The organism is Pseudomonas sp. FG43 (genome assembly GCF_057809175.1).
Genome location: NZ_JBMDJL010000002.1, coordinates 223,469 through 247,854 on the forward strand (window position 1 = coordinate 223,469; position 24,386 = coordinate 247,854).

The following is a 24,386-nucleotide window of genomic DNA, read 5'->3' on the forward strand; positions in this document are numbered from 1 at the left end:
AGAAGCTTTCAATTGTCGTTATCTGCTGTTGCCGGGCTACGTACTTTCAGTACGCTTTTGTTCTTTGCGGGCCAGGGCTTCGGCCTGGCGTTTCTTGCGATCACGTTCCCATTTGGCCGTCGTGTCCTTTTCACTGCGGATCTGCGCATGGCTGAGCAGTCCGAAAATGAAACTGCCGCCGATGATATTGCCGGCCAGGGTAGGGCCGGCGAAGACCAGCCAGAAATCTTTCCAGGCAATTTCGCCTGCAAATACCAGATAGGAGACTTCTGCGGAGCCGACGACGATATGGGTGAAATCACCCAGGGCCATCAGGTAAGTGATCATCACAATGATGGCTATCTTAGCGTTCTCCATGGAGGCGATCATCCAGACCATGGTCGCAATCATCCAGCCGGAGACGATGCCTTTGGAGAACATCTGATTGACGTCGTTTTCCATGATCTTGCGGCCGATCTCCAGAAACGCCTGATCGGTTTTGCCATCGAAAATCGGCAAGTGCAGCATCACGTAGGCCACCAGCAACGTACCGGCCAGATTACCCGCCAGGACGATGGTCCATAGCCGCAGCAGTCTGGCGACATTGCCAAGGGTCAGCTTGCTCATGACCGGCAGTACGGCGGTAAGGGTGTTTTCCGTGAACAGTTGCTGGCGAGCGAGGATCACCGCCAGAAAGCCTGCCGAATAACCGAGGCTGGCGATGACATGGCTGGCTTCCACATCCGCCAGCCGCGACTTGAAAAGCCCCATGGCCATCAGCGACAGCCCCATGGTCAGGCCTGCCGCAAACGCCGACCACCACAGGGCCGCAGCACTGCGCTCAAGTTCATGGTCGCCCTGGATGCGAATGGTTTCATGCAGGACCGCCGCACGAGGCGGCTGGTTTTCATCGATTTCGCGTTGTTCTTCGGCTGACAAGCCTGGGGTCTTGCCGTCTGGGGACTGGTCCATGGAACTCAACTTCCTGCGCATGAGGGGCTGTTGGTTCAGACACGGACCAGCGGTCGTTCGTTCGCCTGTTTCCAGGTAGGGGCGAATTCATTCGCGAAGGCCGCTTGCACGCTCCAGAAACACATTGCTCTGCACCCGATTTACCCCGCTCGCCAGCATCGCCTGCCAGGCATTTTCCAGCGACCCGTTCATATCGATGGCGCGGCAGGCGTCCTCGATCACATAGGTGGTGAAGCCTGCCTTGCGGGCGTCCTGCGCCGACCACGAAACGCAGAAATCCAGCGCCAGGCCGACCACGAACAGCGTGTCGATGCCGCGCTCCTTCAGGTAACCGGCCAGCCCGGTCGTGGTGCTGCGATCCGCTTCCATGAATGCGGAGTAACTGTCGATGTGCGCATTGAAGCCCTTGCGCACGATCAACTGCGCATGCGGCAGGTTCAGGTCGGCATGCAATTGCGATCCCTGGCTGCCTTGCACGCAATGATCCGGCCATAACGTCTGAGGGCCGTAGGGCAGGGTGATGCTCTCGAAAGGCGTGCAGCCCGGATGGCTGGAGGCAAAGGAAATATGACCGGCCGGGTGCCAGTCCTGCGTGAGGATCACCCGTGTGAAGCGTTCGCCCAGTCGGTTGATCAAGGGCAGAACTGCCTCGCCGTCGGGTACTGCCAGTCGGCCGCCGGGCATGAAGTCATATTGCATGTCGATGACCAGCAGGGCGCAGTTGGGAGCAGCGGGCAGTTGGGAAAGTGGCATTTGGGGTGGCTCCTGATCGGACGTGTGCAGGCCGACAGTTTGCCTCTTTCCCGCTGCCTTTGCGAAAGGTGCGCTGCTGTCCATTTTTATTTATTAGCAATTTGTATCAAGTACTAATGAGAATCTGTACTATTCGCGCAAAAAAACCTGCCGGGTCCTATGAAGGCCTGGTTTTCATCGGGGATATACACGTTCATGCGTCGTACTTTAGTTTCTCTCTGCGTCATTCAAGCCATCAGCCAGGCTGCCTGGGCTGATCCGGTTACTGCCGATAAAGCGTCGATCGAGTTGCAGAATATCGACATCCAGGGCGCTGCCGACACCGAGCAAGCGACAGGCCCGGTCCAGGGCTATCGTGCGACCCGTTCTGCCAGTGCCACTCGTACTGACACCTCTTTGCACGAAACGCCGCAGTCGGTCAGCGTTGTCACCCGCGAAGCGGTGGAAGACATCGGCGCGATACGCCTGCAGGATGCGCTCGACTACGCCGGTGGCGTGGGCCGTGCCAACAACTTCGGCGCGCAGGGACTGACGACCTTCACCGTACGTGGTTTTACCACTGGCGAGTTCTACCGCAATGGCTTCCCGATCAACCGCGGCTATCCGAGCATGCCCGATGCCAACACCATCGAGCGTCTTGAAGTTCTGCGCGGCCCGGCGACCACACTGTATGGCCGTGGCGATCCCGGCGGTACTTTCAACGTGGTGTCCAAGCAGCCGCTGGCGGAAAGAGCCGTTACCCTGGGCACCCAGATCAACGATCAGGGCATGAAGCGCGGCACTCTCGATGCTACCGGCCCGCTGGATGACGAAGGTCGTTTTGCCTATCGTCTGAACGTGGTGGGCGAGGGTGGCGATACCTTTCGCGATCACGTTGAAACCGAGCGTTACGGTATTGCGCCGGTCTTGAGCTGGCAGGTCAACGATGCGACCCGCATCATCTTCGAGGGTGATTTCATGCGCAACAATGCGCCCCTCGACCGTGGCCTGACACGCTATACCAACCAGACGCGCACGGCTTCGCGTGACTCGTTCTTCGGCGAAAAGGACGCGGGCAAGCTGCACACCGACACCAGCATGGCGCAGGTGCGTTTCGAGCATGACCTCAACGACAACTGGAAGCTGGGCGGTGGTTTCCAGCTGCTTGATGGCACCATGCAGGGCGATGCAGTCGAGGCCAATGGCATGGGGGCCGATGGTCGTACCCTGGGGCGTAACTACAACTATCGCAAGCTGGAGTGGACCGACCGCGACCTGCAGTTCAACGTGACGGGCAACTTCACTGCCGGTGGCTTCGACCACACACTGCTGGCTGGCGTGGAATACGAGGATTATGACTACAAGTCAATCATCCAGCGCTCCGCGGCAGGTGCGAACGTCTACACCATCGATATCTATGATCCGGTCTACGGTCAGGCGCGTCCGGCGCTGACTCGCACCACGACCCATGACAAGGAAAACCTCAAGACCTACGCCGCGTTCCTGCAGGATCAGGTTGCGCTGACCGAGCGTTTGAAATTGCTGGCCGGTGCCCGCTTCGAGCGTTTCGAGCACGACTATGATTCTTATGTCTCCGATGCCGAAGACTTCACCAAGGCCGACAACGCGGTCACTCCTCGTCTGGGTCTGGTCTACGACCTGACCGACACGGTCGCGGTCTATGCCAACACGGCGCGCTCCTTCAAGCCAAACACCGGTGCGAGTCGCCTGGGCGGTGGTTTCAAGGCTGAAGAAGGCAAGTCCTATGAAGTTGGTGTGAAGTGGCAGGCGCTTGATCGTCAGTTGAACGTCGATGCCGCTGTCTATCAGATTGACAAGAAAAACGTCCTGACCAGCGATCCGGTTGATCCGAACTTCAGTGTTGCAGCGGGTGAGGTGCGTAGCCGAGGTTTTGACCTGAACGTGGTCGGCAACCTGACTCCCGAGTGGCGTCTGATGGGTAACTATGCCTACGTGGATGCCGAAGTCACCAAGGACAACTCGCTCAGAAAAGGCACTCGCCAGGCGAATATCCCGGAGCAGAGCTTCAGCCTGTTGAACGTCTATGAGTTCCAGGACGGCTTCTTCAAAGGTCTGGGTGTCGGGGCCGGTGGCCGTTATGTGGCCCAGCGTGAAGGGCGGACGGTCAACGAGTCGTTTGATATGGACAGCTACACGGTTTTCGACCTGCTCAGCTACTACAAGGTCAACGATCGTGTGAAGCTGAATCTTGATGTGAAAAACCTCTTCAACAAGGAGTTTGAAGAAGGGGCGTGGGGCAATGCCTTTGCTTACCCAGGCGCACCGCGCACTGTGCAGGCCGGTATTTCCTACAGCTTGTAAGGCATGAAGTCTTCGCGAGCCTGCTCGCGAAGGCTTCCCTTTACGTCAGGCAAACACTCGAATTGGCGAGCCCGCATGCCAGGCCTGGATATCTTCAATCATCTGACTGAAGAAGGTCCGGTAGTTGTTTTCGGTGACATAACCGATATGCGGGGTCGCCAATACGTTGTCCAGCGTGCGGAACGGATGCTCGGCTGGCAATGGTTCGATATCGAAGACGTCCAGCGCCGCACCGGCAATCCTGCGTTGTTGCAGGGTCGCAATCAGCGCCGCTTCATCGATGATGGGGCCACGCGACGAGTTGACGATATAGGCACTCGGCTTCATACAGGCCAAGGCTTGTGCATCCACCAGCCCGCGACTGCGGTCGCTGAGCACCAGATGCACCGACAGCACGTCGGCCTGCTCGAACAATTCCTGCTTGCTCACATAAGTGACACCCGACTCGGCGGCTGCCTCGGCTGTCAGGTTCTGGCTCCAGGCTATGACGTTCATGCCGAACGCCTGCCCATAACGGGCAATCCATTTGCCGATGCTGCCCAGCCCCAGAATGCCCAATGTCTTGCCATGCAGATCGCTGCCCAGGCCGACTTGCCATTTGCCTTCGCGCAATGAATTGGCTTCCGCGACCAGATTGCGGGTGATGCCCATGATCAGCGCCCAGGTCAGCTCCGGTGCGGCATGCTTGTAGCTTTCGGTGCCGCAGACTTCGATCCCCAGCCGTTTCGCAGCCTTGATATCAATGGCGGCGTTGCGCATGCCGCCGGTCACCAGCAGCTTGAGGCGTGGCAACTGGCTGAGCAGGGCTTCATCGAACAAGGTGCGTTCGCGCATTACGCAAATGATCTCGAAACCCTGCAGGCGCTGCACCATGGTTGCGGTGTCGGCCGGGAAGTCATGAAGAAAACTCACTTCGCCGATGGGCGCCAGCACTGACCAGTCCACAACGTCGCGAGCAACGTCTTGCCAGTCATCGAGCACTGCAATGGTTGTTTTTGTCATTCGGGGGCTCCAGTGGCCTGGTTTTTCAGTTTGTCAGCCAAACAGGCTGGCAGCGATGTTGATGGAAAACCCAAGGATCGCGGTATTGAACACAAAGCCGATCAGGCTCTGGGCCAGGACGATCCTGCGCATGTTCCGGCTGGCTACGCCTACATCCGAGGTTTGCACGGCGACGCTCAGGGTGAAGGAAAAATACAGGAAGTCCCAGTAATCGGGCCTGGTTTCGCCATCGGCAAAGCGCAGGGCTGGCTCCTTGCCTTTCCATGTATAGAACAGGCGGGCGTAATGCAGGCTGAAGACCACCCCGATCATCAGCCAGGAACCCACGATGGTCATGCCGGTAAAGGCGTAATGCAGCAGGCGCTGGTTGCTGGTCATGTCCTTGCTGCCAGCCAGTTCGAGGAAAATGGCCGCCAGACTGGCCAGGGCTGCAATGCTCACGGTCATCAGGATCACGCCGGCATTCTCGTCCTCGATCATGGCGATTCTTTGGACGTCTTCGGCGTTGCTGCGCAGGGTGTGAGTGAAGATCAGGATCAGGTAAAGCCACACGCCGAGGTTCCAGCCGGTCAGGCAATTGCTGGTAAAGGTGGCGTGAGGATAGAGGAAGACTGAAGCGATGCCGCCAGTCAGGCCCAGTAGCGTAGCCAGGCTCAGGCGTGGGTGAGTACGAGCGATATGCAACATGACGGTCAGTCGCGACAAAATGTTGCACACACCATAGCACGTCATGATCCGGGCAAAAAAACGGCGCGTAAGGGGGTTACGCGCCGGTTGCCATGAGTAGAGAGGGCAAGACTGTTGATCAGGTATAACGGGGTCAGCGCACCAGGCAAGGCTGCTTGTTGTTGAACTCCCAGTTCGGAATCAGGAACTGCATGGCAACTGCGTCGTTGCGTGCGCCCAGGCCCATGCCTTTGTAGAGTTCGTGAGCCTTGTTGAGCTGGTCCACATCCAGCTCGATACCCAGCCCCGGTTTTTTCGGAACCTGCACATGGCCACCGATGATCTGCAATGGCTCTTTGGTCAAGCGCTGGCCGTCCTGCCAGATCCAGTGGGTGTCGATGGCGGTGATATCGCCCGGTGCAGCGGCAGCCACATGGGTGAACATCGCCAGTGAAATATCAAAGTGGTTGTTGGAGTGCGAGCCCCAGGTCAGGCCCCACTCGTTGCACATCTGGGCCACGCGCACCGAACCTTGCATGGTCCAGAAGTGCGGGTCGGCCAGCGGAATGTCGACGGACTGCAACTGGATCGCATGGCCCATTTCACGCCAGTCGGTGGCGATCATGTTGGTGGCGGTCTTCAGGCCCGTGGCGCGGCGGAACTCGGCCATGACTTCACGACCGGAGAAGCCGTTTTCAGCACCGCACGGGTCTTCGGCATAGGCCAGCACATGATGCTGGTCGCGGCACAGACGAATCGCTTCTTTCAATGACCAGGCCCCGTTCGGGTCCAGGGTGATGCGGGCATCGGGGAAGCGCTCGGCCAGCGCGGTCACGGCTTCGATTTCCTCGTCACCGCGCAATACGCCGCCTTTGAGCTTGAAGTCCTGGAAGCCATAACGGCTGTGGGCGGCTTCGGCCAGGCGCACCACGGCTTCGGGAGTCAGTGCTTTCTCGTGACGGACCCGGAACCAGTCGTTATCGGCATCCGCTTCACTGCGGTAGGGCAGGTTGGTCTGGTGCTGGTCGCCGACATAAAACAGGTAACCGAGCATTTCCACGGCATCGCGTTGCTGACCTTCGCCCAGCAGGGCGGCAACCGGTACTTCCAGATGCTGGCCGAGCAAGTCCAGCAGCGCGGCCTCCAGTGCCGTGACGGCGTGAATGGTAATGCGCAGGTCGAAGGTCTGCTGGCCGCGGCCTCCCGAATCGCGTTCGGCAAATGCCTGGCGCACATTGTTGAGAATCTTCTGATAAGTGCCGATGCTGCTGCCGACCACCAGAGAGCGGGCGTCCTCCAGTGTCTGGCGAATGCGCTCGCCGCCGGGTACTTCGCCAACGCCTGTATTACCGGCGTTGTCCTTGAGAATCACGATATTGCGGGTGAAGTACGGGCCATGCGCGCCGCTGAGGTTGAGCAGCATGTCGTCGTGACCGGCCACCGGCACGACCTGCAGGCTGGTGATGACCGGGGTTTTGCTGGCGGTATGTACGTTCTGAGTGTTCATGGTCTGATCCTGTAAAAATGCTCGTCCGGGCGAGTGATCAATGGCTGGTCGATGTCTGGACGGCGGCAACCGGTGTGGCGCCAGGCTTGGGCTTGTTGCGGGCGGCAAAGACGATGATCGCGGCAATGATCGAAGTTGCCGTCAGGCCATAGAGTCCGCCTTGAATCGAGCCTGTGTTCTGCTCAAGGATGCCGAAGGTGGTGGGTGCCACGAAGCCGCCCAGGTTGCCCACCGAGTTGATCAGGGCGATGACTGCCGCGGCGATCCGAGCATCCAGATAGGCTTGCGGGATTGGCCAGAACAGTGACGATGCCGACTTGAAGCCCAGTGCAGCGAAGCAGATGGCGACAAAGGCAAAGATCGGGCTGCCGGTGGTGGACAGGAACATCCCGGCGGCTGCGATCAGCAGGGCGGCGGCAACCCAGGCCTGCTGGTTTTTCCATTTGGCCGATAGCGAAGCGAAGGCGTACATGCCGATGATCGACAGCAACCATGGGATCGAGTTGAAGAAGCCGACCTGGATATCGCTCAGATCGCCCATTTTCTTGATGATGCTGGGCAGCCAGAACGTTGCTGCATAGATCGTCAGCTGAATGAAGAAGTAGATCAGGCAGAACAGAATGATCTGGCTGTCCTTGAGCAGCTTGCCCAGCGACGGCTTGATGGGGGTTGCCGCCTCGCGAGCCAGTTGCTCGTCGTCGATGGCCTTGACCAGGGCGTCCTGTTCTTCACGGGTCAGCCACTTGGCGTCGTGAGGCTTGGAGTCCAGCCAGAACCAGACAAAGAAGCACAGCCCTACCGAGAACATGCCTTCGATGAAGTACATCCACTGCCAGCCTTTCATGCCCAGGCCACTGATCTGCAACAGCAGGCCTGAGAGCGGACCGGCAATCAGCGAAGCAATGGCCGAGCCGCTGAGGAAGATGGCAATGGCCTTGCCGCGTTCGGCTCCCGGCAACCAGCGCGTGAAGTAGTAGATCACGCCCGGGAAGAAGCCGGCTTCGGCCACGCCCAGCAGGAAACGCAGGATATAGAAGTGGGTTTCGTTCTGAATGAAAGCCATGCAGGAGGCGACGATGCCCCAGGTGAACATGATGCGTGTCAGCCAGATTCGGGCGCCGACTTTTTGCAGCAGCAGGTTGGACGGTACCTCGAACAACGCATAACCGATGAAGAACAGGCCGGCACCCAGGCCATAGGCCGCAGCACCAATGCCCAGATCATGCTCCATGTGCGAACGCACGAAGCCGATGTTCACTCGGTCGATGTAGTTGACGATAAACATGATGACGAAAAGCGGCAGGACGTGGCGCTTGACTTTGGATATGGCCGAACTCAGGACCGGATCCTTGTGGTCAGCTATCCCGGGATTGGATGTGCTCAAGGTTGAATCTCCCACTCGTTGTTTTTATGCGGGTCTTTGCAAGATGTGTCCCTTGCATTGTCGGTCATCATACAAGTAAAAGTGTGTTGCGCAAGCCCCCTCGTCGCTTGGTCTGAGTCATTTTTTTCGTTTATGGAGTGAGTGATGTTCTGGGTAAAGAGTTGAATTTTTCAGGGGTTTTGTCGATTTATACCCTTTATTTGTTGGGTTTTATGGCTTTTTACGGAGTTTTTGATTGTGTCGTGGCAGGTGTTGATGAAGCGGTTTCGGTGAGTAGGTCGCACAAAAAAATCAGGTGGCGCGAAAGACGGTATTCTCAAGGATATGATTACTTGTCTGACAAGTTAGACAAGTGCCGATCCCTTGGCGAATGGGCACTTCAGGTGCTATCCGGTGGTATGATCCGGCCTATCGCCGACCTTGCATTTGTTGTTTCAGACAAGTGAGAAGGTCAGAAACCCGGTGTTTCAGGACATGACCGTCATGCAAGAACCCATCGCCTCCTCGAAGCGTCGCCAGCACAGCCTGGCCACCGATCTGGTCACGGAACTCAGCCAGCGGATTCTGCTGGGCAAGATTGCTCCCGGCCAGAAACTGCCGTCCGAGAACGAGATCGTTCGTGAGCATGGCGTCAGTCGCACCGTGGTGCGTGAAGCGATTTCCAAGTTGCAGGCGTCCGGGCTGGTCGTGACCCATCATGGCGTCGGCACTTTCGTGCTGGAGCGCAGCGACCAGACCGGGCTGCGGCTCAAGGTTGAAACGGTTTCCAGGGTGCGGGACATCATCGAGCTGCGCATCGGTCTGGAAACCCAGGCGGTGGCACTGGCTGCGCTACGTCGTACCGATGAGCAACTGGCGGCGATGCGTCAGGCGCTGGATGACTATCAGGATCTGCTGGCCAACGAAGACAGTTGTGTAGAAGCCGACAAGCGTTTCCACATGCTGATCGCCGAAGCGACAGGCAACCCGTATTTCATTGAAATCATGCAGCACCTGGGCAGCGCGATCATTCCCCGCACACGCATCGCCTCAAGCGAACGCGCCGGTGCCAGCATGGCTCCTCACGGCTATCTGGCCAACCTCGAACATGAAGCCCTGCTCAGTGCCATTCGCCGTAAAGACCCCGATGCAGCAAGGGCTGCAATGTGGACTCACCTGAGCAACAGTCGCGAACGCCTGGTCCCGCTGTAGGAGCAATCGGGCGGCGCTCCGCTCATTCTCGAAGACGGGGCATTTCGCGAATGAACTCGCTCCTGCGCCGTCCGCCTTGGGCTACAGACAAGCACCAAACTTGCAGGCACACTCCAGACCTCAATAAATCCAAAAATGTATCCCATGTCTATCCAGTCAAAGCCTTTCCCACTGCAGGTTTCCCTCCATGTTCGCCCTTGATCGAGTGCTGGCTCAGGACATTGTCGACCGGGCCATGGCGATTCTTCCGTACAACGTCAATGTCATGGACTATCTGGGCATCATCATCGGCAGTGGCGATCCCGAGCGTTTGTGTACCCGGCATGAAGGGGCGCAACTGGTACTGGCCAACAGTCGGGTGGTGGAGATCGATTCCCAGGCGGCACTGCATCTGGGTGGCGTCAAACCTGGTGTGAACCTGCCACTGATGCTCGACCACAAACTGGTCGGCGTGCTCGGCATTACGGGGGAGCCGGACGAGGTTCGGGTCTACGGCGAACTGGTGCGCATGACTGCCGAGATGCTGATGGAGCACCGTCGTCAGCAGGCTGATCGCCAGTGGCGTTTGCAGCGCAGTGAAGACCTGCTGGCCCGGTTACTGTTGCAGGATTGCCCGGAAAGCCTGGTGGATGAAGCCCGACAACTGGGTCTGCAACCTCACTTGCCGCGTCAGGCGGTGTTGATCCGTCTGGCCGAGCAGACTTCCACAGCGAGCCAACTGGTGGCCTGGCTCAATGGCCGCTACGCCGACAGTTGGTGTGTGATGCGCGAGCCGACGCTCTTGTACTGGTGTCGGGCGCAGGGCAAGGATCGGGACGATGCCTTGCTGCTCAAGCAGTTCGACGAACATGGCTGGCCGGTGCTACGCATGGCCACCGCAGAGCCATCGGCCGATCTGCCTGCCTTGCGCCATGCCTGCATCGCTGCGCAGGATCTGCTGGATTACGCCAGTCAGTCGCGCCCCGATCAGCGTCTGTTACGTCTGGGGGCTTATCGCCTGCCGGTGCTGTTCTGGCGTCATCGGCACGACTGGCTGGCCCGGGAAGTCGCCGAGCCGATTGGCCGTTTGCACAATCATGGTCAATTGCTGGAAACCCTGTGCAGCTGGTTCGAGTACAGCGGTGAGAGTCAGGCGTGCGCCGAAGCCTTGGGCATCCATCGCAACAGCCTGCGCTACAGGCTGGAGAAGATTGCCGAGCTTACCGGGTGCGACCCTTACAAGACGGATGATTTGTTGCGTTTGTACCTGGGTGTACAAATGACGCCAAGGTCTGGTTGAGCGCGAATTTTTGTTCAAATGACCGATAACCTTTGAGAATCATTGTGCGAAGGGCAGGCGGAAAATCCATGGTGGAGTGAGAACATCCCTGCATCGGATATGGAGAACAACAATGAAAATCGTCATCGCCCCCGACTCTTTCAAGGACAGCCTCAGTGCCCAGGCTGTCGCTACTGCCATTGCCAGCGGCCTCGCCGAAGTCTGGCCGACTGCCGAACTGATCGAATGCCCGATGGCCGACGGTGGCGAAGGCACCATCGAAGCCGTATTGGCCGCCTGCAACGGACAATTGATGAGCGCTGAAGTCCGCGGGCCTCTGGAAAGCCCGGTTCAAGCCCATTGGGGCTGGCTGCCCCACAGCCGCACCGCGATTATCGAAATGGCCATGGCCAGCGGCCTGCAATTACTGACCCTCGAACAACGCAACGCCTGCATCACCACGACTTACGGCACTGGCCAATTGATTGCCGCCGCGCTGGATGCCGGAGCGCAACGTGTGATCCTGGCCATTGGCGGCAGTGCGACCAACGATGCAGGCACTGGCATGCTATCAGCGCTCGGTGCTCGCTTTCTTGATGGCAACGATCAGCCGTTGGCACCGGGTGGCCTGGCATTGGCGCAACTGGCTCGCGTCGATCTGAGCGGGTTTGATCCGCGTCTGTCCGATGTACGCTTTGAAATCGCCGCCGATGTGGACAACCCGTTGTGCGGCCCGAACGGTGCATCGCATATTTTCGGCCCACAGAAAGGCGCATCTCCTGAACAGGTGCTGGCGCTGGATACAGCCCTCGGGCATTTTGCCGATCTGTCCGTGCAAGCTGTCGGTCAGGATCTGCGTGACAGCCCCGGCAGCGGTGCCGCTGGCGGCATGGGCTTTGCTGCCAAGGCCTATCTCAAGGCTTCATTCCGGGCGGGTGTGGAAGTGGTCGCCGATCTCACCGGTCTCGAACAGTCGCTGGTGGGGGCTGATCTGGTGATTACCGGGGAAGGGCGTTTCGATGCCCAGACCCTGCGCGGCAAGACGCCCTTTGGTGTTGCCAGGGTTGCCGCCCGTCATCATGTGCCGGTAATCGTGCTGGCCGGCACCCTGGGCGAGGGCTATGAGCGCTTGTACGAACACGGCATCAGCGCCGCGTTTGCCCTGGCCAACGGCCCTATGACCCTGGACGAAGCCTGCCGCAATGCCGCAAGCCTGCTGCATGACCGGGCACGTGATCTGGCGCGGGTCTGGCGTCTGGCGGGGTCTTGAACTGCATGGTCGGCCTGTGACCGCACAAGTAACACTCAGATCGCTGTCGCGGCCAAGGCCCCTCCCACAGTGGTGGATTGCACCCAGGCAGTTGGGCATTAACCCAGCCGTTGTGTCAGTTGTGGGAGGCAGCTTGCTGGCGACATGGCCTCTTATCACCGCCCTCTGAAACCAGGCGCAGCCGTGCTGTTACGTAACGTCAATTCAAACGGCAGTACGATATGGCGCTGTTCAATGGGCTTCTTTTCAATCAGTGCGATCAGCATCTCGACGGCAGTCTGACCGAACGCTTCGGCAGGCTGGGCGATGGTGGTCAGGGGCGGGTCGCAATAGGCCGCCAGCGGAATGTCGTCGAAGCCCACCAGTGAAAGGTCTTCAGGCACGCGCAAGCCTTGTTCCTTGATGCGTTTCAGTGCGCCGATGGCCATTTCGTCGTTCTCGCAGAAGAGCGCGGTGGGCCGTTCGGGTAATTCCAGTATGGCGCTCGCGCCGTCATAGCCGGCTTTGAGGCTGAAGTTGCCGTGGCAGATCAGCGTGGGGTCGAAGTCGATGCCGGCCTGTTCCAGAGCGTCAAGGTAGCCGGCCACGCGGTCGCGGGTCAGCGGGCTGCTTCTGGGGCCTTTGATCAGGCCGATTCGGCGATGTCCCAGGGCGATCAGGTGCTCGGTCATGGCTTTGGCCGCCGCATGATTATCCAGGCTGATGGTGGGATGGCGGCCATCCCTGATCACTTCGCAGGCGTTGACGATAGGCGGCAAGTCGGCGCTGGAGCAGGGCGTGTCATAAGGATCGTAAGCGCGCAGTTGAATCACGCCATCTGCCTGATGGGCATAAACCAGCTCGGCGAATGTCCGTTCGATTTCCTCGCGTCCCTGGGTATCACACAGCAGCAGTCGATAACCGGCAGCCTGGGCGGCCTGTTGAGCGCCGCTGATCACTCGGGCAAAGAAGGTGTTGGCGATGGTCGGCACCAGAATGACCAGATTGGCAGTCTTGCGAGAACGAAACTGCACTGCCATGAGGTTGGGGCGATAACCGGCCTGTTCCACGGCAGCATTGACTTTGTCGCGAGTCTCGGGGAGCACGCGCTCGGGGGACTTGAGCGTTCGGGACACGGTGGCTACCGAGACGCCTGCCAGGCGGGCCACTTCACGGATATTGGACAAAACCACCTCGTTTCAAGCTGTGTGGCCTGCGAGCTTACCGCAGGTTGGTCGTGTTCAGAAAACTTCCCGGACCCCGATTCGGGGTTTGACACCCGACATGGGAGGGGATAACTTCTCGCCACGATGTAACCGGTTACATTTCTGTAAAACCTGGGCTTGGCCTTGCTTCAAACAGAGAAGGTTCGCGATGAATGCAGCAATTCCAAAAATAAGAATGGGGTTTGTCGGCGGAGGTGAGGGCGCGTTCATTGCCAAGGCTCACCGCCAGGCCGCGGGGCTCGATGGGCGCTATGAGCTGGTGTGCGGCGCGTTCAGCCGGGATGCACAAAACAATCGCAACACAGGCGCGGCGCTGGGTTTGCCAGGGGCACGCTGCTACGACGACTGGCAGCACATGCTCGAAGCCGAGCGTGCGCTACCGGCAGACCAGCGCATGGAGTTGCTGGTGATCGTCACCCCCAATCATCTGCATGCACCCATTGCCAGCCAGGCGCTGAGCGCGGGGTTTCATGTGTTCAGCGAAAAACCCGCAGCGTTGAATCTGGCCGAGTTGCTGGCCTTGAAAGACGTTGTCGGTCGCAGCAATCGTCTTTATGGCCTGGCCCACACTTATCTGGGTTATCCGATGGTCTGGCAGGCCCGCGAGATGGTGCGCAGCGGCGTGATCGGCGAACTGCGCAAGGTCATTGTCGAGTACCCCCAGGGCTGGCTCAGCCAGGATGTTGCGGGGCAGGGCAACAAGCAGGCCGACTGGCGAGACCGGCCCGAGCAGTCCGGAGCGGGCGGTTGCATTGGCGATATAGGCACCCATGCCTTTTCCCTGGCGGAATTCGTGGCGGGTCAGTCGATTGTGCAGTTGTGCGCGATGCTGGGTGTACACATCGAAGGCCGACAACTGGACGATGATGCCTCGATGCTGTTCAAGATGGCCGAAGGCGCCAGCGGCGTGCTGATTGCCAGTCAGGTCTGCGCCGGTGAAGAGAACCCGCTCAGGATCCGCCTCTACGGCAGCAAGGGTGGTCTGGAATGGCGCCAGGAAGATCCCGCCAGCCTCATTCATCGTTCTCTCGATCAGCCTTTAAGCATCTTGCGTTCGGGCCTCGGCCAGCCCTGGTTGTGCGACGCCGCCAGTCAGCGCATGCGTTTACCCGCAGGACATCCCGAAGGTTATCTAGAAGCCATGGCCAACCTCTATGGTGATTTCGCCACTGCCATTCGTGCCGATATCACCGGCAACGATGCCGCCGGTGTGCCTGGCATCGACGTCGGGTTGCGCGGCATGGCCTTTATCGAAACCGTGATCGCCAGCCATCGCGGCGACGCCAAGTGGACCGGACTGGTCTGCACCCAAGGAGCACAGTCATGAGTCAGGCATCCACACGCTTGCGTGGGCCGGGCATTTTTCTCGCTCAGTTCATCTCCTCGGACGCACCGTTCGACACGCTGGCCAATATTGCCCGCTGGGCTGCGTCCCAGGGTTACAAAGCGATTCAGTTGCCGACGCTCGGCACGCAGTACATCGATCTGGCACGCGCCGCCGAAAGCCAGAGTTATTGCGATGAGTTGAAAGCCGTCTGCGCCGAGGCCGGGGTCGAGATCAGTGAACTGTCGACGCACTTGCAAGGCCAGTTGGTGGCCGTGCATCCGGCCTTCGACACGCTGTTCGATGACTTTGCACCGGCTCACCTGCGCGGGAAGCCACAAGCCCGTACCGAATGGGCAATCGACCAATTGAAGCTGGCCGCACGGGCCAGTCAGCGTCTTGGGCTGACGGCGCACGCGACTTTTTCCGGCGCGTTGCTGTGGCCTTATGTCTATCCATGGCCGCAACGCCCCAGCGGTCTGGTGGAGCAGGGCTTTGCCGAGCTGGCGAAACGCTGGTTGCCGATCCTCGATTGTTTCGAGGAGGCGGGCGTCGACCTTTGCTACGAGATTCATCCCGGCGAAGACCTGCACGATGGCGCTTCGTTCGAGCGTTTTCTCCAGGCCGTCGATCACCATCCACGGGCGACGATTCTGTATGACCCCAGCCATCTGCTGCTTCAGCAAATGGACTACCTGGGCTTCATCGACCGCTATCACGACCGGATTCGCATGTTCCACGTCAAGGATGCAGAGTTTCGTCCCGACGCCCGCTCCGGTGTTTACGGGGGCTATCAGGGCTGGGTCGAGCGTGCGGGCCGCTTTCGCTCTCTGGGTGATGGACAGATCGATTTCAAATCCATCTTCAGCAAACTGACGCAATACGATTTTTCAGGCTGGGCCGTGCTGGAGTGGGAGTGCTGCCTCAAGGACTCCGTACAGGGTGCCGCTGAAGGTGCCGAATTCATTCGCCAGCACATGATCACCAAGACACAGAAGGCATTCGACGATTTCGCCAGCGTGGCCGCCGATGAGCGATCCAATCGCCGGTTATTGGGGTTGCCACCCGACGCCTGAACCTACACCTGAACTCAATGCTGTTTACCGCTATAAAAATAAAACGGTGACTGTTATGACCAATATGACTGTGCGTCTTAGCACAATGATGTTCCTGCAGTTCTTTATCTGGGGAGGATGGTTCGTCACTCTGGGTACTTTTCTCTCCACCAGCCTGGGTGCCAGCGGCAGCCAGGTCGGAATGGCATTTTCTACACAATCATGGGGCGCGATTATCGCGCCCTTTATCATCGGCCTGATCGCCGACCGCTATTTCAACGCTGAACGTATCCTTGCCGTGCTGCACCTGCTGGGCGCGGTGTTGTTGTATCAACTGTATCGTGCGCCTGACTTCAGCCAGTTCTATCCGTACCTGCTGGGCTACATGATCATTTACATGCCGACCCTGGCCCTGGTGAACTCGGTGGCGTTCCGGCAGATGAAAGACCCGGCACTGGAATTTGCCCGTATTCGCGTCTGGGGAACCATCGGCTGGATCGTGGCTGGCGTGGTGATCAGCTTTGTATTTGCCTGGGACTCCCAGGCCGCTATTTCGTCCGGTGCTCTGCGTAGCACCTTCCTGATGTCATCCATTGCGTCTCTTGCACTGGGGCTTTACAGCTTTACCTTGCCAGCTACGCCTTCGCAGAAGTCCGACTCGCGCCGTGACGGTTTCAGGCAGTTGCTCGGGCTTGATGCCTTGGGTCTGTTGAAGGACCGCAGTTATCTGGTGTTCTTTATCGCTTCGATCCTGATCTGCATTCCGCTGGCTTTTTATTACCAGAACGCCAATACGTTTCTGGCGGAAATCGGTGTGGCCAACCCCACGGCGAAAATGGCTGTGGGTCAGGTTTCCGAAGTGGTGTTCATGCTGCTGTTACCGCTCTTCATTCACCGCTTCGGTATCAAGATTGCCTTGTTGGTGGGGATGCTGGCCTGGGCGTTGCGTTATCTGCTCTTCGCCTACGGCAATAATGGCGACCTGGCTTTCATGCTCTTCGCGGGCATCGCCTTGCATGGCATCTGTTATGACTTCTTCTTTGTCTCGGGCCAGATCTATACCGACGCCAAAGCCTCGGAACGCTTCAGAAGTTCTGCCCAAGGGCTTATTACCCTGGCCACCTACGGCGTGGGAATGCTGATCGGCTTCTGGGTTGCCGGGCATGTCTCCGATTATTACGCAGGCCCCGAGGGGCATCTATGGCGCAGCATCTGGTTATTCCCTGCGACCTTTTCACTCGGTGTCGTGCTGGTCTTTCTGCTGGCGTTTCGCGATTCGCGACCTGCCGGTATTGCGCTTTCCAAGTCGTGAATATACCAATAACCAATATAAGGAAGTTGCCATGGGTTTCATGAAGTCTGCCGCACTGTCTGCACTATTTATCGGGGTCGTATCTGGAGGAAGCGCAGCGATGGCTGCGCCGCCTTCAAGTGCAACCAGCCCGATTGCCCTGCAAATGTATACGCTGCGCAATGCCGGTACGCTTGAGCAGCAATTGGCGATGGCAAAAAGTGCAGGCTTTCGCTCGGTCGAGGTCGTGGGTAACCAGGGTGTTACAGCCAATGAACTCAAGTTTCTGCTGGATAAGTATCAGTTGAACGTGGTCTCTTCCCACGAACAGCTGGCAACCTTGCGCAACAATCTTCCCGCTACCATTGCCTTCAACCAGACCATTGGCAATAAGGTTCTGGTACTGCCCTGGCTTGATCCGGCCGACCGGCCAACCGATGCTGCTGGCTGGCGCAAGCTGGGTGGGGAGCTGGATCGTCTGGGTGCCAGGCTGCGCGAGTACGGCATGAAGCTGGCATACCATAACCACGACTTTGAAATGAAAAAGTACCAGGGCAAAACCGCCTTTGAGTGGCTGGTCAGTTCTACAAGGCCCGAGAACCTTTTGCTTGAAGTCGATGTGGCCTGGATTTATCGCGGCGGCCACGATCCGGCCCGTTTTATCAGACAATATGCCGGTCGACTGTTTGCCATCCATGCCAAGGACAACTCCGGAATCGGAGTGCGTGACGACGAAATGAACTTCGCACCCTTGGGTGAAGGGTTGTTGAGCTGGAAAGAAATCATTCCCGCTTATGAGCGCACCGATAGACCTCTCTATATCGTCGAACATGATCTGCCAAAGGACCCGGCAGCGATCATCACGACCGCAAGACAAAACCTGCTTGCCGAGTTGGCTGCTGAGCGGGCTTCCAGCAAGTGAAGGTATAAAACCGGGGCGGAGTCTGTGGGCGACAGGCTCCGTCGCAACAATGTCATTGACGTAAAGAGTGTTGTGGCTGTTTGAAAAATGATGTCGCCCGGCTCTCAAGAAGCGTCATGGCACGTCGATATGTTAGGTGGTTGTCTGACAACGCTGCTGCAAAACTGCCTTTCAAAATATAAGAGTCCTCGCCATGAACTTACGCAAATTGACTATCGCTCGCCGTGCGGGCCTGGGTTTTACCCTGATTTCCCTGCTGGTTGCGTTGTTGGGTTGGTTCGCTCTGGTACAGATGTCTGCGATTCGCCAAAGCGAGATTGCGGTTGAGACCAATTGGCTGCCTAGCATGCGCGTAGTCAACGACATTCGTGAAACCATGCTGCGTATTCGTACGATTTCCCTGCGTATGGCTCTGGACCCGGACCCGAAGAATATTCCTACCTATCGCAGTCAGATGGACGTGCGTAATCAGGATCTGGCCAAGAAGCTCGATATCCTCGACAAGTTTGTCGATACCCCGGAAGAAAAGGCCCTCGCCGACCAGTTCCGCGTCAGCCTGGCTGAATATCAGAAAGCCCTGGAGCGCTCATTTGTGCTCGCTGGCCAGAATGACAGCGCCGGCTTGAACAAGCTGCTGCTGGTCGATATGAAAACCATTGTCGATGGCTCGGGCAAACAACTGAGCGACATGGGTGAGTTCTACAACCAGAAGGTCGATGCCGAAGGCAAGGCCGCCGAGATTCAATATGACCAGTCACGCAATATCGTGATTGCGTTCGTGATCCTTGCCGCTCTGGGCACTATTGGTCTGGCTCTGTTGCTGACCCGCAGTATCGTCAGGCCGCTGGAGAGTGCAGTGTCTGCCGCCGAACATGTGGCCAAGGGTGATCTGACCCATGACATCGTGGTTGATGGCAGCGATGAAGTCACTCGCCTGCTGCGTGCGCTGGAGCAGATGCAAGCCAACCTGCGTCTGGCCATGCGCAATATCAGCAGCTCCGCCACTCAGTTGGCATCCGCTGCTACCGAACTCAACTCGGTCACTGAAGACAGCTATCGCGGCCTGAATCAACAGAACGCCGAGATCGATCAGGCTGCCACGGCCATCAACGAAATGACCTCGGCTGTCGAAGAAGTGGCACGCAACGCGGTGTCCACCTCCGATGCTTCCAACCACTCCAGTACCTCGGCCAAGGCCGGCCAGGCGCGGGTGATCGAAACCGTTCAGTCGATCCAGACCCTGACCACCAACGTGCAGGCCACTTCGGCACTGGTCCAGAACCTGGCCGATCAGTCCCAGGACATCGGCAAGGTGCTGGATGTGATCCGCTCCATCGCCGAACAGACCAACCTGCTGGCGCTCAACGCGGCCATCGAAGCTGCGCGGGCCGGTGAGTCCGGTCGTGGTTTCGCGGTGGTGGCTGATGAGGTGCGGGCACTGGCTCATCGTACCCAGCAGTCGACCCTGGAAATCGACACCATGGTCAGCGCCATGCGTAACGGTTCGGCGCAAGCCCTGGAGTCGATGATGACCAGCCGCGACCGTGCAGATTCCACGCTGTCGCTGGCTCAAGGTGCGGGTGAGTCCCTGAGCGAAATCACTTCGTCGATCAATCAGATCTCCGAACGCAACCTTGTGATCGCCAGCGCTGCTGAAGAACAGGCCCAGGTGGCCCGTGAAGTGGACCGCAATATTGTCAATATCCGCGACCTGTCCATGCAGTCGACTCAGGGCGCGAACCAGATCAGCGCCTCCAGCCATGAGCTGTCGCGCCTGGCTGCCGACCTGAATCAGGTCGTGTCCAACTTCAAGGTCTGAAGCAGAACCTTTACAGGTCCGCTTGCCGCTGACCGACCGTGGCGCGCATGATTGCCCACGGTCGGAAAGACCACCGGTAAATTTCTTATCGTTGGAGGCGGCATCGCGTCATGGACAATAACAACTACAACTTCAGCAGTTGGCTGCTTTCGCAACGTCATCATCAATGGCTGGCGCAGGAAGGTACTCGCCTGCTGACCTTCGCCAAGGCCTCGAAGCTGGAAAACGGCTTCGGCAGCCTTGATGGCTATGGTCGGCTTATGGTCGGCGCCACGGCCCAGACCATGAACACCGCCCGCATGACCCACAGTTTCGCCATGGCCCACGTTCAGGGTATTCCCGGCTGCGCTGCGCTGGTGGATCATGGCATCGCAGCCCTCAGCGGCCCCTTGCGTGATGCCGAGCACGGCGGCTGGTTCAGCGCTGCGCTGGAAGAGGGCGGCAAGACGGACAAACAGGCGTACCTGCATGCCTTTGTCGCTCTGGCTGCCAGCTCGGCGGTGGTGGCGGGGCGCGAGGGCGCACAAGCGCTGCTGTCCGATGCGATCCAGGTTATCAAGACCCGTTTCTGGAGCGACGAAGAAGGTGCCATGCGCGAGTCCTTTGCCCGGGACTGGCAGAGCGAAGAAGCCTATCGTGGCGCCAACAGCAATATGCACAGTACTGAAGCCTTTCTGGCCCTGGCGGACGTCACCGGTGACGTGCAATGGCTTGATCGTGCGCTGAGTATCGTCGAGCGCATCATCCACCAGCATGCAGCGACCAATGGCTTCACGGTCGTCGAGCATTTCAGCCAGTCCTGGCAGCCTTTGCCCGACTACAACCGCGACAATCCCGCAGACGGTTTTCGGCCTTTCGGCACCACGCCGGGGCATGCCTTCGAGTGGGCGCGTCTGGTCCTGCATCTGGAGGCCGCACTCAAGCGCGCAGGCCGTGCGACGCCGGACTGGCTGCTGAGCGATGCCCGCCAGTTGTTTGCCAATGCCTGTCAGCATGGCTGGGATGTCGATGGCGCGCCAGGCATTGTCTACACCCTGGACTGGGAGAACCGCCCGGTCGTGCGTCATCGTCTGCACTGGACGCATTGCGAAGCGGCGGCCGCAGCAGCCGCGTTGCTGCAACGCACCGGCGAAAAACACTACGAGGATTGGTACCGCCGCTTCTGGGAGTTCAACGAAACCCTGTTCATCGACCATGAACACGGTAGCTGGCGTCATGAACTCAACGAACAGAATGTGCCCAGCGCGGATATCTGGCCGGGCAAGCCGGACCTGTATCACGCCTATCAGGCCACTCTGCTGCCGGTATTGCCCTTGGCGCCAAGCCTGGCCAGTGCGCTGTCGGGCATGGGCTGACCGGCGTCAGTGCGCCGGTAAACGCTTGTCGGTCAGGCGGATGATCTGGCGGGCCAGGAAACTGCCGGTCAGGATCACCCCGAACAGGCGCAGGGTCTGCATCGCCAGTACAAAGCCAACGTCGGCGTGGGTGTCGATGGCAATGATCGCCATCGCATCCAGGCCGCCTGGGCTGGTGGCCAGGTAGACCGAGAGGTAATCCTTGCCCAGCATTGCTGCAATCAACCAGGCTGAAAGGGCGCACAGCACGATCAGCAGCATCGAGGCGAAGATCATCATCGGCAGGCGTCGCCAGACGTAGCTGATGGTGTCTCGGTCAAAGCGCAAGCCGATGTAGCAACCAATGGCGCCATACCCCATTGCCAGCAGCCAGGTGGGGATGGTGATCTGCAGCAGGCCGCTCAATTGCAGGGCACCGCCGAGCACCAGCGGCACCAGCAAGGCGCCGGCCGGCATTCTAGAACCCAGCAGCACACCGATCACGATGACCCCGAGGCTCAGCCCAAGGTCCAGAAGATTCATGCTTTGCAGCGCGACTTCGCTACTGTGCAGATCGGCGCCGCTGTCAGGCGCGCCCATGAAGCGGCTGACCAGTGACCCGACCACCACGACACACACGACGCGCACATATTGCATGGTGGCGACCACCCGTGAGTCGGCGCCATAGTCTTCGGACATGGCCACCATCGCCGATGCCGCGCCCGGCGAGGTTCCCCAGGCGGCCGTGTTGCTGGGGATGCCGGCAAAGCGCACCAGCACCAGCCCGACCACTGCGCTGAGTATGACGGTCAGGAGCGTGGCGAATAACATCACATGCCAGGACTGCATGGCGGTGATCAGCACGCCCATGGTCATGGCATGGGCGATCAACACACCCACCGCGCCCTGGCCCAACTGGAAGAGCTTTTTATTCATGCGAATGGTTGCGCCCGAGACGCCGAAGCCAATGGCTACCAGCATCGGCCCCAGAAACAGTGCTGCGGGAACATTCAGGAATTTGAGGAGTTGCCCGAAGGTGCCTGCAATCAGCAGCAGGCTTGCCCATTGGGCCAGAGGAGACAGCGTGGATAACGACAGGCTTGAAGCACGTGGCAAGGAGGTTCTCCCAGACTTTGGCTGGCCGGTCAGGAACTGATCGGACAGGGAGAGTATCGACACTCTAATCAATCAAGTCTATTTTCTAATAATCATGAATTGATAACTTTGGTTGATAGATATGGACCTGCGGGACCTCACTTATTTCGACACCATCGCCGAACTGGGCCATTTGGGCCGCGCTGCCGAAAAGCTCAATCGCAGCCAGCCAGCACTGACCAAAAGCATCCAGCGCCTTGAGGAGTCTTTTGGTACACGGCTGTTCCAGCGTGACGGGCGACGCATCAAGCTGACGCCGGTCGGCGAACTGCTGCAGGCCCGTGGCAAGGAGTTGCAGCAGAGCATTGCCCAGACCCAGCGCGAGGTCCGGGATTTCGCCAGTGGCATGGTCGGTAATATCCGCGTGGGGTGTGCCGCTACCATGGCCGAATACCTGATGCCCAAACTGACATCGGCCCTGCTGCAACGGGCACCGGACGTGACCTTCAAGCTGGTGGTCGGACAGGATGACCTGCTCAGTGAATCCCTGCGTTCGGGGCAACTGGACATGATTATCTGCTCGTTGATTCCTGATGACGAACAGGTCACCAGTTTCCCGATTCTCAAGGACGAGGCGGTGGTCATTGCCAGCGAGCATCACCCGATTTTCAAGGCGCCCATGCAGATGAGCGACTTGACGGCCTATCGCTGGGTGTTGCCGCCCATAGGCGTGTCCTCGCGCAAATGGCTGGATGCAATCTTTGCTGCCCAGGGTTTGCCGCTGCCTGTAGTGCAGATCGAGGCGAATTCGATTTCCCTGCTGCCGGGGTTGATTGCCCAAAGTAACCTGCTGAGTTTTATTGCCCGGGAATCGCTGGAGTTTGGCAAGAACATGCAGCATCTTCGCGAAGTGCGCCTGGAACAGACCACGATGAAACGCACCATCGGCGTGACGATGCGCAGAGGGGGGTATCTGTCTCCGGCGGCCCAGAGCATGCTGCAGATGTTGCGTGATAACGGAGGCGATTTTGTGAGCTGGGCCTGAGGTTTTGCGCTTTTATCCGCGGCTGCGTTAGCCTGTGGTTATGCAGATGCGTAGGACGTGTCTGATTTCATGAGATAAAACAGGAGCCCGACAGCGATGCAGACATTTTCACATTCACCGGACCTCTCTCTGTTTCCCCGTCCGGCACAGCATTTTGGCGGTGACCAGTCGCCTTTGAACGATGCCGATGCCGATGAAGACAATGACCCGGAAGGGTATCTGGACCTGGATATCCTGGGCCTTGATGATTTTGTCGATGCCGACAAGCTTGATCCGACGATCACGGGCGATATCGGATCAGCGACATTGGGGTGAGCCTGATTTTACCTACTCTGATTCGCAATCCGTGAGAGGGGCCGTGGCCGCGACAGCATGTGTGAAGATACTGAAAATGTGTTGCCTGTCAGCAGGCCGTCGCGGCCAAGGCCCCTCCCACAAGTGACATGCCTACCTTGACTGATCGGCATTACGCCTACTGTGCCAGATACCGGGCCAATGCTTCGACGCCTGACTCCGCACTCGGGCTGTTTCCCGCCCAGGTGCAGGCGAGCATCAGGTTGCGGGGCAGGTTGAAGTCTTCCACGATAAAACCCTGGCTGTCGAAGCCGTTTTCATCGTGAGGCACCAGTTCGAGCAAGGATGCCACAGGCTCGAAATATCCCCAGACCGGCTTGTTCAGCGCCACCGCCATGCCGACCTCGAAAGCGGTGCCGGAGTCGGGTTCCAGGCCGCGAAAGACATTGAGGTTGGCGAGCACCGCCGTGCAGCGCTGGATCATTGCGATGTTCATTGTGCAGATCAGTTGCGCCGTGTCGTGAGGGGAGAGGCCGGACGGCACTTCATTGTCGAACGGGTACAGGCCCTCAAGGCCGTGGCTGGTACACAAGGCTTTCAGATAGCGGCCATGTTCGATGGCGTCCTGGCGGAACACATCAAAACCTGCGAGGTAAACCAGCGGCGCTTGCATATCTGCTCCTTTGTCAAAAAAGTCG

Annotated in this window: 22 protein-coding genes and 1 pseudogene; 14 read left to right on the forward strand and 9 right to left on the reverse strand. The window is 58.7% G+C overall.

Annotation, left to right across the window (positions count from 1 at the left end):
* Positions 1-36: 36 nt before the first annotated feature.
* The gene (locus tag ACODS3_RS03830; RefSeq protein ID WP_201017717.1) at positions 37-951 is read right to left on the reverse strand and encodes a formate/nitrite transporter family protein; all 915 of its coding nucleotides are present in this window, start codon (positions 949-951) and stop codon (positions 37-39) included.
* 87 nt (positions 952-1,038) lie between these two features.
* Positions 1,039-1,704 carry a bifunctional nicotinamidase/pyrazinamidase gene (pncA, locus tag ACODS3_RS03835; RefSeq protein ID WP_201017716.1) on the reverse strand — a complete coding sequence of 222 codons (666 nt, stop codon included), beginning with the start codon at positions 1,702-1,704 and terminating at the stop codon, positions 1,039-1,041.
* A gap of 195 nt (positions 1,705-1,899) precedes the next feature.
* Here pncA and ACODS3_RS03840 point away from each other — a divergent pair, with 195 nt between their 5' ends.
* Positions 1,900-4,026, forward strand: coding sequence for a TonB-dependent siderophore receptor (locus tag ACODS3_RS03840; RefSeq protein ID WP_489033320.1), 2,127 nt, complete (start codon positions 1,900-1,902; stop codon positions 4,024-4,026).
* A gap of 45 nt (positions 4,027-4,071) precedes the next feature.
* On the opposite strand, the gene ACODS3_RS03845 is transcribed toward ACODS3_RS03840, so the two are convergent.
* From ACODS3_RS03845 to ACODS3_RS03860, 4 genes are all read right to left on the reverse strand, one after another.
* Positions 4,072-5,028 carry a D-2-hydroxyacid dehydrogenase family protein gene (locus tag ACODS3_RS03845; protein ID WP_489033322.1) on the reverse strand — a complete coding sequence of 319 codons (957 nt, stop codon included), beginning with the start codon at positions 5,026-5,028 and terminating at the stop codon, positions 4,072-4,074.
* A 33-nt stretch (positions 5,029-5,061) separates the two neighbouring features.
* A complete protein-coding gene (locus ACODS3_RS03850; protein WP_201003097.1) occupies positions 5,062-5,715 on the reverse strand; it encodes a DUF1345 domain-containing protein in 654 nt (217 codons plus the stop codon).
* A gap of 133 nt (positions 5,716-5,848) precedes the next feature.
* On the reverse strand, positions 5,849-7,201 hold the full coding sequence (gene gudD, locus ACODS3_RS03855; RefSeq protein WP_201017713.1) for a glucarate dehydratase: 1,353 nt from the start codon (positions 7,199-7,201) through the stop codon (positions 5,849-5,851).
* A gap of 37 nt (positions 7,202-7,238) precedes the next feature.
* Positions 7,239-8,564 carry an MFS transporter gene (locus ACODS3_RS03860; RefSeq protein WP_201003353.1) on the reverse strand — a complete coding sequence of 442 codons (1,326 nt, stop codon included), beginning with the start codon at positions 8,562-8,564 and terminating at the stop codon, positions 7,239-7,241.
* Positions 8,565-8,722: 158 nt separating this feature from the next.
* Between ACODS3_RS03860 and ACODS3_RS03865 the strand changes: the two genes are divergently transcribed.
* From ACODS3_RS03865 to ACODS3_RS03880, 4 genes are all read left to right on the forward strand, one after another.
* Positions 8,723-9,031 (forward strand): hypothetical protein, encoded by a 309-nt coding sequence (locus ACODS3_RS03865; protein ID WP_489033325.1) that lies wholly within the window; start codon positions 8,723-8,725, stop codon positions 9,029-9,031.
* 37 nt (positions 9,032-9,068) lie between these two features.
* Positions 9,069-9,776, forward strand: coding sequence for a FadR/GntR family transcriptional regulator (locus ACODS3_RS03870; protein WP_221607157.1), 708 nt, complete (start codon positions 9,069-9,071; stop codon positions 9,774-9,776).
* Positions 9,777-9,963: 187 nt separating this feature from the next.
* Positions 9,964-11,055, forward strand: a complete 1,092-nt coding sequence (locus ACODS3_RS03875) for a sugar diacid recognition domain-containing protein (protein ID WP_201017711.1) — start codon at positions 9,964-9,966, stop codon at positions 11,053-11,055.
* A 112-nt stretch (positions 11,056-11,167) separates the two neighbouring features.
* Positions 11,168-12,304 carry a glycerate kinase gene (locus tag ACODS3_RS03880; protein ID WP_489033328.1) on the forward strand — a complete coding sequence of 379 codons (1,137 nt, stop codon included), beginning with the start codon at positions 11,168-11,170 and terminating at the stop codon, positions 12,302-12,304.
* A 155-nt stretch (positions 12,305-12,459) separates the two neighbouring features.
* Here ACODS3_RS03880 and ACODS3_RS03885 read toward each other — a convergent pair whose 3' ends face one another.
* The gene (locus tag ACODS3_RS03885; protein ID WP_201003090.1) at positions 12,460-13,470 is read right to left on the reverse strand and encodes a LacI family DNA-binding transcriptional regulator; all 1,011 of its coding nucleotides are present in this window, start codon (positions 13,468-13,470) and stop codon (positions 12,460-12,462) included.
* 187 nt (positions 13,471-13,657) lie between these two features.
* Here ACODS3_RS03885 and ACODS3_RS03890 point away from each other — a divergent pair, with 187 nt between their 5' ends.
* From ACODS3_RS03890 to ACODS3_RS03920, 7 genes and pseudogenes are all read left to right on the forward strand, one after another.
* Positions 13,658-14,836: a Gfo/Idh/MocA family protein gene (locus tag ACODS3_RS03890; RefSeq protein ID WP_489033330.1), complete on the forward strand. Its 1,179-nt coding sequence runs from the start codon at positions 13,658-13,660 to the stop codon at positions 14,834-14,836.
* Positions 14,833-15,909 (forward strand): sugar phosphate isomerase/epimerase family protein, encoded by a 1,077-nt coding sequence (locus tag ACODS3_RS03895; protein WP_304573892.1) that lies wholly within the window; start codon positions 14,833-14,835, stop codon positions 15,907-15,909. The genes ACODS3_RS03890 and ACODS3_RS03895 overlap by 4 nt, the downstream gene beginning before the upstream one ends.
* A gap of 55 nt (positions 15,910-15,964) precedes the next feature.
* Positions 15,965-17,200: an MFS transporter gene (locus tag ACODS3_RS03900; protein WP_489033333.1), complete on the forward strand. Its 1,236-nt coding sequence runs from the start codon at positions 15,965-15,967 to the stop codon at positions 17,198-17,200.
* A 100-nt stretch (positions 17,201-17,300) separates the two neighbouring features.
* Positions 17,301-18,101: a sugar phosphate isomerase/epimerase family protein gene (locus ACODS3_RS03905; protein WP_489033335.1), complete on the forward strand. Its 801-nt coding sequence runs from the start codon at positions 17,301-17,303 to the stop codon at positions 18,099-18,101.
* 193 nt (positions 18,102-18,294) lie between these two features.
* Positions 18,295-19,062, forward strand: a pseudogene (locus ACODS3_RS03910) (MCP four helix bundle domain-containing protein); the annotation flags it as partial.
* Positions 19,063-19,080: 18 nt separating this feature from the next.
* Entirely contained in the window at positions 19,081-19,920 is an 840-nt protein-coding gene (locus ACODS3_RS03915) for a methyl-accepting chemotaxis protein (protein WP_405046113.1), read from the forward strand.
* A 110-nt stretch (positions 19,921-20,030) separates the two neighbouring features.
* Positions 20,031-21,275: a D-mannose isomerase gene (locus ACODS3_RS03920; protein ID WP_489033337.1), complete on the forward strand. Its 1,245-nt coding sequence runs from the start codon at positions 20,031-20,033 to the stop codon at positions 21,273-21,275.
* A gap of 6 nt (positions 21,276-21,281) precedes the next feature.
* Here the strand turns inward: ACODS3_RS03920 and ACODS3_RS03925 are convergent, their stop codons facing one another.
* Positions 21,282-22,370 (reverse strand): AbrB family transcriptional regulator, encoded by a 1,089-nt coding sequence (locus ACODS3_RS03925; protein WP_201017703.1) that lies wholly within the window; start codon positions 22,368-22,370, stop codon positions 21,282-21,284.
* A gap of 121 nt (positions 22,371-22,491) precedes the next feature.
* Between ACODS3_RS03925 and ACODS3_RS03930 the strand changes: the two genes are divergently transcribed.
* Positions 22,492-23,394, forward strand: a complete 903-nt coding sequence (locus ACODS3_RS03930) for a LysR family transcriptional regulator (protein ID WP_304573896.1) — start codon at positions 22,492-22,494, stop codon at positions 23,392-23,394.
* A 96-nt stretch (positions 23,395-23,490) separates the two neighbouring features.
* Positions 23,491-23,709: a hypothetical protein gene (locus ACODS3_RS03935; protein WP_201017701.1), complete on the forward strand. Its 219-nt coding sequence runs from the start codon at positions 23,491-23,493 to the stop codon at positions 23,707-23,709.
* Positions 23,710-23,866: 157 nt separating this feature from the next.
* Here the strand turns inward: ACODS3_RS03935 and ACODS3_RS03940 are convergent, their stop codons facing one another.
* On the reverse strand, positions 23,867-24,361 hold the full coding sequence (locus tag ACODS3_RS03940) for a nucleoside 2-deoxyribosyltransferase (protein ID WP_489033340.1): 495 nt from the start codon (positions 24,359-24,361) through the stop codon (positions 23,867-23,869).
* Between the last annotated feature and the right edge of the window lie 25 nt (positions 24,362-24,386).